Raw genomic sequence first — 7,073 nt, forward strand, 5'->3', positions numbered from 1 at the left:
TCACGCCGGGCCCCGCTCCTTCCAGTTGCGGGTCGACGGGGCCCCTGGGGCCCGCCCGCTCCACAGGGGCGTGGTGGGCCTCGTGCGGTGGGTGTGGATCAAGACGTCGAACCAGTCCGCCAGAGTGCCTCCGGTCATCACGCAGCCAGGGTCGGACTCGGGCGTGTAGCCCGGCCCGATCGCTCGGAGCGCGGCCGGGCCCCGGAGGCCGAGGGGGAGGGACGGGGACTGACCCGGTGTCAGGGGGATCCCGTAGGCGTCGTGGTCCGAGAGCGTGTCGAGCAGCGCCTCGGACAGGCCCGGGCCGGCCGGCGGAACGTGCTGCGGGACGTGGCCCTGACCGAGCGTCAGGCCGATCGACGCGTAGCAGGGACCGAGGACCTCCCGCAGTCGGCTCCCCGTGCTCGGCTGAGTGAGCGCCGGCTCGCTGAGTGTGCGTTCGGTGGCCGTGAGGGTGTGGGCGATCCCGCCCCAGTACACGATCTTGTGCCCGGTCTGCTCCTGCCACCAGAGCACGTTGCTCGCCATCCGCGGCGCGGCGTGGGCGAGCACCTGCTCGGGGGCCCGGTCGTGGTACTCGTGGAAGTCCACGATCGCGGCGCAGTGGCGTTGGGCCAGGGCGCGCAGGGGATGCGGTTCCGCCTCCGCCATCAGGGTGCTGAGGCGGCGTGCGGCGTCGAGCAGCTCGCCGCGGTCCGGCAGCGACCGGTACCACCAGACGTGCGCGGCGATGTCGTCGCCCGGGTGCAGCGCGGCGAGCGCGGCGAGGATCAGGCCGCGCTGCGGCGGGTCGGTGGCGCGTACGAAGTCGGCCACGACCTCGTACGCGGTGGCCCGCGTGCTGTCCGCGTTGAGGCCGACGACCCGCACGGGGTCCTCGGGCAGGGCGGCGTTGCGGTCGCGGATCCACGACAGCGTCGCCAGCAACTCCTCGGTGCACCACAGCGATCGGGAGCCGGCCAGCAGGCTCGGGAGGTCTCCTTCGCCGCTGCACACGTAGCGGTCCAGCTCCAGGCAGAAGGTCCAGTCCTCCTCGATGGCCAGCGAGCGGAACCCGCGGCGCTCGACGAGGTGGCGCAGTATCCGGTGCTGGTGCGCCCACAGCTCGCGCGCGCCGCGGCAGGAGGCGCCGATCCCGACGACCGTGGCGGCGGCGGTGGCCGTGTGCGCCAGCAGGGCCGCCAGGTCGCCGAGCGGCGCGTCCGGGTCGCACGAGAGCGGCTGCGGGCCGGCGTTCGCGGCCGGTCCGCTCGCACTGCTGACGCCGTTCGCACCGCTCGCACTGCTGACGCCGCTCGCACCGCTGACGCCGTTCGCACCGCTCGCGCCGTTCGCGCCGCTCATGAGGACGGCCGCCAGTCGGGGCGGCTCGCGGCCTCGGTGCCGCCGTCGATGACCAGGACGGCGCCCACCAGGTACCGGGCCTCGCCGCCGAGCAGGAACTCGGCGAGCGCGGCCACCTCCTGCGGCCGCCCGGCTCGGCCTGCGGGTACGCCGAACCCGTCCACCACCGCCCGGCCGTCGGCGCTCCGGCGGGCGTTCGCGACCATGGGGGTGTCCACCAGCCCGGGAGCGATCGTGTTGAGGGTGACGCCCGCGCCGATCCACTCGGCGGTGGTCGCGTTCAGCCGGGCCCACCGGATCAGCGCCAGCTTCGCCGCGACGTACGCGTTCGGCGGGCCGGCCGCGTCGGCGAGGGCGCGCGCCTTCTCCTCGTCGCCGGCCAGGCAGGCGTCGACCAGCGCGAGGTCGAGGTCCGGATGCACGGCGGCGCCGATGGAGCTGATCGCCACGGCCGCGGCCGACGGGCCGGCGGCCAGCAGCGGCCGCAGCCCAGACATGACGTCCACCGTGCCGAAGTAGTTGACGCTCACCACCTCGCTGCCGGGCAGACCGGCGTGTCCGGAGACGCCGGCGCAGGTGACCAGCCCGCCGAGCGAGGCTCCCGCCAGGTCACGGACCCGTTCGACGCAGCGCCGACGACCGGCCCGGCTCCCCAGGTCGGCGTCGATGTCGGCCGACTCCCGGTCGACGCCCAGCACGGGGGTTCCGCGCGACCGCAGCCGCTCGGCCAGTGCCGCTCCCATCCCGGAGGCGGCACCGGTGATGACGACCTTGCTCGGACTCAACGGGAGTGCTCCTCTTCCGATTCCAGGACACCGGGGTCCGCGACGGGCTGCTGCGACGGATCGACCTGGTCCGGCGGCGTGGCTGCGCCGGGCGGGTAGAACTGGGCTGCCCAACGCCGGAAGGGGGTGATCGGGCCGTCCCCCTGGGCCAGTCGCGGCCGGGGCAGGTAGACCTTGTTCTGCCAGATGGGGAAGTCCAGGGTGATGTCGTGCCAGAAGGACCGCGCCAGGGCGAGGGTGAGCAGCCTCGAAGCCCGCATGGCCACGCTGTCCCGGGCGCCCGCACGGCCGAGGCGCGCCGCTGTCGTGAAGCGGATCTCGACGTGGGCCGGGTCGACCGGCGTGGCCATCATCTGGACCAGGGCCGCCATGCGCAGCCGCGGGATCCGGGCCTCGACGACGATGTACCCCAGGCCGTGCGCCTCGACGTCGAACTCGACGTCGATGGCCCCGAGCACGGGCAGGATCCGCTGGACGGCCGGCCCGATGCTCATCCGGGCGCCGTCCAGCCGCATGGGCTTCCGCACCCGTGCGTTGCTGAACCGGTGCACCGACTCCACGTGGCCGAGGTCGACGGCGTTCTCCACCACCTCCTGGGGGTGGTCGACGATCGTCTGCGCGAAGGTCACCGGCGCCGGGTACCGGTCGACCGGTACGGCGGGCAGTTCCCAGTCGGGCGGCGATCCGGCGTGGTGGTGCCAGACGGCCACCACGCCGTTGATCTCCCGCACGGCCAGGTGCGTGAGCCCGGCCTTGGGCGGCGGCGTGCCGTAGCCGGTCCTGACGCAGCGTCCGTCCGGGCCGAAGGCGAAGCTGTGGAACGGGCAGACCAGGTCCTCGCCCTCCACCTTGCCGCCGACGCCCAGGTGTGCGCCCAGGTGCGGGCAGTAGGGTCGGACGGCGAGCGGGGCTCCCCGGCGGGTGCGGTAGACCACGATCTCCTCGCCCATCAGGCGCCGGCGCAGGACCGTGCCCGGGGTCAGCTCCTTGCCGAACGCGACGGCGAACCAGCCGTCCGGGTAGGGGAGTCGGGCCCGTGCCTCGATCGGCCGGGCCGCTGCGCGGCGACGGAGCGGCTTCATCCGGCCACCTGCTCCCACCACCAGGCGATGGCCGGGTAGGGCAGCGGATCGGGACTGGTGTCGTGGGGCTGCTCGGCCCAGCCGGGGAACACCTGGTACGGCTCGGACCCGGGGTCGCGTCGCGTGTAACGGGCGCTGGTGAAGCCCCAGTCGAGGATCGCCCGCCAGGTGTGCTCCATCCCGGCGATGAGGGCGCGCAGGTTCTGGTCGGCGCCGGGCAGCAGGTCCGCGCGCAGCCTCAGGAACAGCCCCGAGATCCGGTCGAGGATCGAGTACGCGTGCGGCACGGCCTCCTGCGGCGAGCAGGACAGCTCCCGCGCGATCACGGTGATGATGTTGCTGCTCGTGTCCTTGTTCTCGATCTCCTTGGCGTAGGACATCAGGTCGTTGATGATCAGCGCGAAGGTGGACCAGGACTCCAGCAGGGCCCGGACGGCCGGCGAGTCGGCGTCCCGGGCGGACAGCTCGAAGCCGTCGGCGATGCCGAGCGTCGCGGCCCAGCTCGCCAGTCCGCCGGTGTGCATCCGCATCATCAAGTAGTCGTTGAGCGAGGGTATTTCGCCGCGCTCGGCGTACGCGACGTCCCACGACATCCCGAAGAACCAGGCGCGTGCGGTGCTGCGCCACTCGATCCGCTGACCGGGCGTCGCCGGAGCGGTGATCGCGACGGTGAGGTCCCGCAGGGCGTCGGTGTAGGGGATTTCGAAGCCGAACCTCGATCGCGGCTCGTCGGCGATGCGGGCCAGCTGCACGATCAGCGGCAGGAAATCGGCCGCCCGCACACTGACCGGACCGTTGTCGTACACCATGTCGTCGGTGGCGAAGCCCCAGTAGAGCCACTTGGCCACGTCCGCCACCCGCTCCGGAGCGGCGTTGGGCAGGGCCCTGGCGTAGACCTCGGCGGCCTTGGTGGCGATCAGCCGCTCGCGCTGCGCATCGTCCTGGTAGAGCCGGAACTCGTCGATCCAGTCGACGCAGAGCTTCTCGATCTCGGCCAGGCGCGGGTTGACCGCTGCGGCGAACGGACAGTGGAACGGCAGGAGTTCGATGGCACTACTGGTCATCCTCGGGCCTTCCTCGGGGTGAATCGCACGGGGACCGCGCCGGTCGGGCGCAGCGAGATCAGTTGGGAGACCGGCAGGTCCGCGCTCTCGGACGTGATCGTGAACTCGCGCAGCAGGGTGCGCAGCAGCACGGTGGCTTCGAGCATGGCGAAGTGCTCGCCGATGCAGTTGCGCGGGCCGCCGCCGAAGGGCAGGTAGGCGTAGCGGGGCCGGTCGCTGGGGCCGATGAAGCGGGACGGGTCGTAGACGTCCGGCCGCTCCCAGTAGGCGGGGTGACGGTGGGTCACCCACGGCGAGATCAGCACGTTGGTGCCCGCGGGGACCGGGAATCCGTGCAGCTGGGTGGCCGTTCGGGTCCGCCGCCCGATGGCGTACGCGGACGGGTACATCCGCATCGCCTCCTTGATCGCGGCGACCACCAGGTCGTCCGCCGGCGCGAGCCCGTCGGCGCGGGCCGCCTCGGCGACGGCTTCCTGGAGCTCGGGGTCGCGCCCGAGCAGGTAGAGGGTGAAGGTCAGCGCGTTGGAGGTGGTGGTGTGCCCGGCCACCAGCATGATCAGGGCCTGGTCGGCCACCTCGCGCGGGGTGAGGGCCGCGCCGGTCTCCGGGTCGCGCGCCTCACGCAGCCGGTCGAGCAGATCGGGCTCGGCCGGCGTGTCCGTCCGCTGCGACCTGCGCACCAGGATCTGCCGGATCAGGCCGTACAGTTGGGCCCGGACCTCCATGAACTGCCTGGTCTCCCGGGTGGGGACGCGCAGCGGGATCTTCCACGCCTTCATCGACCGCTCCCGCACCACCTTCCCGATCAGCGGGACCAGGGTGTTGAACGCGCCGATGACGTCGGTCATCACGAGTTCGTCGCGGATGATGGTGCGCCCCAGGACGCGCAGGGCGTAGTTCTCCGTCAGCGGGACCAGGTCGACCACCTCACCCGCGGTCACGGAGCCCCTGGTGAGGAAGTCGTGCGCCTCCTCCCGCATCACCCCCGCGTACTCCAGGACGTGACGGGGCGTGAAGAGCGGTTGCAGGGTGCGCCGTTGGCGCGTCCAGGCCTCGCCGTCGGTGGTGACCAGGTTCCGCCCGAAGAGCTCGGTCAGCACCTCCAGCGAGCGGGTGCGGCGACCGAAGACCTCCCGCTCGGTGAGGACCTGCTTCACCGCGTCCGGGTGGTGCACGGCGATCACCTGCCGGCGCAGGGCCGCCGGGCCCAGGCGGTAGGAGACGACGTCCCCGAACCGCTCGAACCCGTCGTCCAACGTCCGCAGCATGTCCCGCCGCAGCTCAAGTGCCTGGCCGAGCACCGGACTTCCGACCGGTCCGGGTATCCGGGCACCGGTGTCCACGTTACTGGTCATGCCGCGCCCTCCAGGCCCTCGGGTGTGTCGCCGACGTGGTCGAGCACGCCGCTCTCCCGCAGGGAGGCGACCACCTTCCCGACCACCGCGTCGAGTCTGCTCACCCCCGAGCGGGACAAGGTCGGCTCGCTGAGCAACTGCCGTGCCGTGCGCACGCGTTCGAGGGCGATCGCCAAGCTCCGGCGGTACGCGCCGGTCGCCCCGATCCGCTCGGTCGCCTTGCGCACCCCGTCAGCGTCGATGCCGGGGACCAGCAGGGCGGACAGCCCCGGATCCTCCTGCAGCGCGAACAGGACGGGCAGGGTGTACACGCCCTGCCGCAGGTCGCCGCCCGGGGACTTGCCGATCAACTCCTCGGTCGCGCACAGGTCGAGGATGTCGTCGACCAGTTGGAACGCGTCGCCCAGCGCGCTGCCGAACTCCGCGAGCGCCGCGCCGACGGCCGCCGTGGCGCCCGCCGCGCGGGCCCCGAGCCAGCAGGACGTCGCCAGCAGCGAGGCGGTCTTGCCCGACACGCACGCCCAGTACTCCTCGGCGCTGCGGCCCTGGTCGAACAGCCCGGTCGACTCGTCGATCTGACCCACGCACAGTTCTCCGAGCGTTCCGCTGACCCTGAGCACCTCCTCGGGGCCCAATCCCGCGGCCACCTCGAAGGCGTGGGTGAGCAGCAGGTCACCCCCCAGGACGGCCCGCTGGTTGCCCCACAGCTGCCGTACGCTGGGCACGCCGCGCCGCACCGGGGCGGAGTCGAGGACGTCGTCGTGGTACAGGGTGGCCAGGTGCAAGTACTCCACGCACACCGCGGCCTCGATCACCGCGTCCGGAAACGGCGCTCCCGATCCGGCGGCCTCCGCCGAGGCCAGCACCAGCAGCGGGCGCAGCCGCTTCCCGCCGGCGTCGATGAGGTGACGCGAGATGTCCGCCGACGTGCTGTGCTCGACGGTGGACAGGGCGCGCAGCCGGGTGTCGACACGAGCCATCTGATCGGCCGGTGCGGCACTCGCCTGGGGGACAGCTGCAATTGCTGTCGAGGTCAACATATGCTCCTTGTCTGTGAGTTGAAGAGTGACGCGGCGCGTCGGAACCGCCGTCGTCCGGCGGTGTCCGATCGTTGGCCAAGCCGCATCCTGAGCGGCGGACGTCCCCGCCCTACCGCCACGGCGCCGCCGGCTTGCCGGCCTTCGCCCAGCTGTGAGTGAGATTCATGTCGTCCCTCGATGTCGTGTCGGCCGAAATGCGCGGCTCGGGCGGTTCTCGTCCGCACCGCCGCGGTGATTCTGTCGACGCGGCCTGTCATGGAACTACCGTCCAGCTGTCGTGCGTGGTCGTCTCGAAACTGGTGCCGGGCGCGGGTGCGTTTCCGCCCGGTCCCCCGGCGATCCGGCGACGAAGCACGGCCGAGCCGACGGCCGGTGCCGCTTGCCCCGGTCGTGCTCCTCGGGC

General features: G+C 72.5%; 6 protein-coding genes. All 6 read right to left on the reverse strand.

Annotated elements, in window-relative coordinates:
• From FHX73_RS42205 to FHX73_RS42230, 6 genes are read right to left on the reverse strand one after another with little or no spacing between them, the layout of a single operon-like run.
• Nucleotides 1–1,344, reverse strand: coding sequence for an erythromycin esterase family protein (locus FHX73_RS42205; protein WP_145911422.1), 1,344 nt, complete (start codon nt 1,342–1,344; stop codon nt 1–3).
• Nucleotides 1,341–2,129 (reverse strand): SDR family oxidoreductase, encoded by a 789-nt coding sequence (locus FHX73_RS42210; protein WP_246214237.1) that lies wholly within the window; start codon nt 2,127–2,129, stop codon nt 1,341–1,343. The genes FHX73_RS42205 and FHX73_RS42210 overlap by 4 nt, the downstream gene beginning before the upstream one ends.
• On the reverse strand, nt 2,126–3,211 hold the full coding sequence (locus FHX73_RS42215) for an aromatic ring-hydroxylating oxygenase subunit alpha (protein WP_145911423.1): 1,086 nt from the start codon (nt 3,209–3,211) through the stop codon (nt 2,126–2,128). Before FHX73_RS42215 ends, FHX73_RS42210 begins: the two co-directional genes overlap by 4 nt.
• The gene (locus FHX73_RS42220; RefSeq protein ID WP_145911424.1) at nt 3,208–4,275 is read right to left on the reverse strand and encodes a terpene synthase family protein; all 1,068 of its coding nucleotides are present in this window, start codon (nt 4,273–4,275) and stop codon (nt 3,208–3,210) included. The genes FHX73_RS42215 and FHX73_RS42220 overlap by 4 nt, the downstream gene beginning before the upstream one ends.
• A complete protein-coding gene (locus tag FHX73_RS42225) occupies nt 4,272–5,630 on the reverse strand; it encodes a cytochrome P450 (RefSeq protein ID WP_145911425.1) in 1,359 nt (452 codons plus the stop codon). The genes FHX73_RS42220 and FHX73_RS42225 overlap by 4 nt, the downstream gene beginning before the upstream one ends.
• Nucleotides 5,627–6,610, reverse strand: a complete 984-nt coding sequence (locus tag FHX73_RS42230) for a polyprenyl synthetase family protein (RefSeq protein WP_170305328.1) — start codon at nt 6,608–6,610, stop codon at nt 5,627–5,629. Before FHX73_RS42230 ends, FHX73_RS42225 begins: the two co-directional genes overlap by 4 nt.
• Nucleotides 6,611–7,073: the final 463 nt, after the last annotated feature.

The sequence above is a fragment of the Kitasatospora viridis genome (assembly GCF_007829815.1).
GTDB lineage: Bacteria > Actinomycetota > Actinomycetes > Streptomycetales > Streptomycetaceae > Kitasatospora > Kitasatospora viridis.